Origin of the sequence: Sinisalibacter aestuarii, from assembly GCF_027923545.1 — a bacterium.
GTDB lineage: Bacteria > Pseudomonadota > Alphaproteobacteria > Rhodobacterales > Rhodobacteraceae > Sinisalibacter > Sinisalibacter aestuarii.
Window position 1 is genome coordinate 1 of record NZ_BROH01000040.1, and the last position, 255, is coordinate 255.

Sequence of the window (255 nt, forward strand, 5' to 3'; positions counted from 1 at the left end):
GGGCGCAATATGTGAAGACCTATTACGTCGAGGAGGGGTTTGAGCGGGTGACGGCGGGCTGCCCGGTTCCGATCGTGATCGCGGGCGGCAAGAAGCTGCCGGAGCTCGAGGCGCTGGACATGGCGTACAAGGCGATCGACCAGGGGGCGCTGGGTGTCGATATGGGGCGCAACATCTTCCAGGCGGAAGACCCGGTTGCGATGATCCAGGCGGTATCGGCGGTGGTGCACGATCTGGAGAAACCCGGGCAGGCAT

General features: G+C 64.3%; 1 pseudogene. It reads left to right on the forward strand.

What is annotated here, in order from left to right:
• Positions 1 to 255 (forward strand): annotated as a pseudogene (locus tag QMG28_RS20915) (3-hydroxy-5-phosphonooxypentane-2,4-dione thiolase LsrF); the annotation flags it as partial.